Consider the following 2,151-nt stretch of genomic DNA (forward strand, 5'->3'; position numbering starts at 1 on the left):
GACTGGACGTGGTGGTGGGCGCTCATCGCGAGCGGCCCCGGTGCGCGGAGCCGGTGCTGCCCGGGGGCTGGCGGACGGCCGAGGCGGAGAGCTGCTTGCCGAGGGTGAGGGGCGCGATCTTCTTGACGCCGGCAGCCTTGATGACGGCGGCGGCGACGGCGTCGCGATCCTCCACAGGAGCGATGCCGACGAGGTTCGCGAGCGCGGCTTTGGTGCCGAGGACGGCCTCGGTCCTCTGGTAGCTGAGCAGTTCCCGCAGTTGGGGGGCCCAGCCCAGCTCGCCGAGTTCGACCTGGTGGGCGAGGTGTCGGGCGACCCGGACCACCCGGGCATCGATCCTCAAGGCCAGGGCGAGGTCATAGTCCGTGCCGATCTGGATCTGCACGCTGAACCGGCTCGCGAGCGCCTCCGTCAACACCGCCCCGTGGACGCCGGGATTGTGGCCCGCCACCACGTAGAAGCCCGGCTCGGCCTTGATGGTCTCGCCCTTGTGGGCCTTGACCTGGATCTGCCTGCGCCCGTCCATCGCGGGATACAGCGCCGCCAGGACCTTCGGTGAGATCAAGGTGGCATCGTCGATCAGCAGGGCGCGGCCCTCGGTCATCGCGGTGACCAGCGGACCGTACTGGAATACGTAGGCTCCCGCGTCGGCCTGTGTGTACTCGCCGATCAGGTCGCCGACCGTGGTGTCGCCGTCACCGGCGACGGTGAGCAGGTCCGGGAACGCCGCCTCGACCAGACTCGTCTTGCCGGTGCCCGGAGGGCCGTAGAGCAGCACCGGCACGTCGGCGTCGCGCAAGCGATTCAACGCCTCGACGTCGGGCAGATCGGCCAGCTCCCTCGGGTGGTAGACCTGGCCCCCCGCGCGGCGGATCGGGCCGGTCTGCCTGGGCGTGGCTGCTGCGGGAATGGTCGTGCGGGCCGTGGCCGCCTGGGCGCGGGGAGAGTGGGTGCCCGGTGGGCTGATCACAGCGGTCTGCGCGGCTGCGGCGGTTTTCGCGTTCGCGCGGAACTCCGGTTGTCCCCTTCCGCCTTGGTCGGCCTCGCCGCGTCGCACCAGGGTGAGGGCGGCGTTGCGCACAGCGCCGTGGGAGTGGCCCAGCTGCCTGGCCATGTCCCCGATGGTGAGCGTGTCCGCCGGCCGGTCGGCCAGCAGTCGGGCCACCTTGGCCCGTAGTTCGCCGCCCTTGGTGCGCGCTGGGCTGGTAGGCGTTCCGGGTGTGGTCAAAACGAGGCCCCTTCAACAGGTGCGGGTGCGGGCGGGGTTGGCGATGCGCGGCAGAGGCTGGCCGCTCTCGGAGCGGATCGCGGACTGTGCCGACATCGGCGAGCGGGCCAACCGGGGCGTAGCGTCGGCGCTCACCGGCCGACCGAGGGCTCGGTCCAGGTGCAGGGGATGGCCGGCGACGAGCAGCTCGCTGGCTGCCGGGCAGGCCCGTGCGTCCGCTCCGTACCGGGTTGCGTCGCTCGGCAGGCGCAGCCTGGCGTCTCTTCGAAGCCGGCCTGGAGCAGGATCCGCCGGGCGGCGGCGTTGTAGCCGGTGGTGGTGATCTCGCCGGTGATGGTGTGCCGGATCGTCATGAACGGCTCTGCTGGTGCTTCGGGCAAGGCGGATCTCCTATCGGTGGTGACGGTGTGGGGCGCCGGTGGATTCAGGCGGCGCGGGGGCGCGTGTGGAGTTCGGTGAACTGGTCGGCGGCGAGGTCGAGCAGGTCTATCTGGCGCCGCCATGTGCGGCGGGCGGCGGTGGCCAGGACGCGGTCGATGCGCGGGTCGAGGGTGCTGACGGCGTCCAGTCCGGCGGCGCGGGCGACGGTCAGGCGCAACTCGGCCTCCAGCCAGGCCCAGTGCTCGACGGCGGGGGCAGGGACGTCGTCGTCGGTAAAACCGCTCAGGTAGTTGCCTCCGGCGGAGAGGATCTCGGGCAGGGGGATCTCGTCGGAGGCCATCCAGCGGCCTTGTTCCAGCAGCGTGAGGATGGCGCAGCGCAGCAGGGTCATCTCGTCGCGTTCCGGTGCGGTGCAGATCGGGCAGGCGTCGTTGTGGCAGTTCCAGGCGGGTGTGGTCGAGTGGGGCATGACAGAAGGGCCTTTCGGGGGTGGGGAGTTGACCTCGGTGGGACGCCGGGTCAGTGTCGTGGTCGCCGCGTGG

4 protein-coding genes are annotated in these 2,151 nt (G+C 71.4%); all 4 read right to left on the bottom strand.

The genetic code is table 11. The features are described from left to right. Nucleotides 1-22 precede the first annotated feature (22 nt). On the bottom strand, nt 23-1,165 hold the full coding sequence (locus tag AC31A1_RS50500; protein ID WP_489659769.1) for an AAA family ATPase: 1,143 nt from the start codon (nt 1,163-1,165) through the stop codon (nt 23-25). A 75-nt stretch (nt 1,166-1,240) separates the two neighbouring features. Then, nucleotides 1,241-1,363, bottom strand: coding sequence for a hypothetical protein (locus AC31A1_RS50505; RefSeq protein WP_489659767.1), 123 nt, complete (start codon nt 1,361-1,363; stop codon nt 1,241-1,243). Continuing rightward, entirely contained in the window at nt 1,360-1,581 is a 222-nt protein-coding gene (locus AC31A1_RS50510; RefSeq protein WP_489659770.1) for a hypothetical protein, read from the bottom strand. Before AC31A1_RS50510 ends, AC31A1_RS50505 begins: the two co-directional genes overlap by 4 nt. Before the next feature lie 71 nt (nt 1,582-1,652). Further along, nucleotides 1,653-2,151, bottom strand: a 499-nt coding sequence (locus tag AC31A1_RS50515) for a hypothetical protein (protein ID WP_489659768.1), incomplete at its 5' end; no start/stop codon positions are given.

Source organism: Streptomyces sp. P5F9, from assembly GCF_057961495.1.

Bases quoted from the DNA above. Each gene is read 5' to 3' on its own strand.
- AC31A1_RS50510 (WP_489659770.1), bottom strand. From the start codon at position 1,581: ATGACGATCCGGCACACCATCACCGGCGAGATCACCACCACCGGCTAC.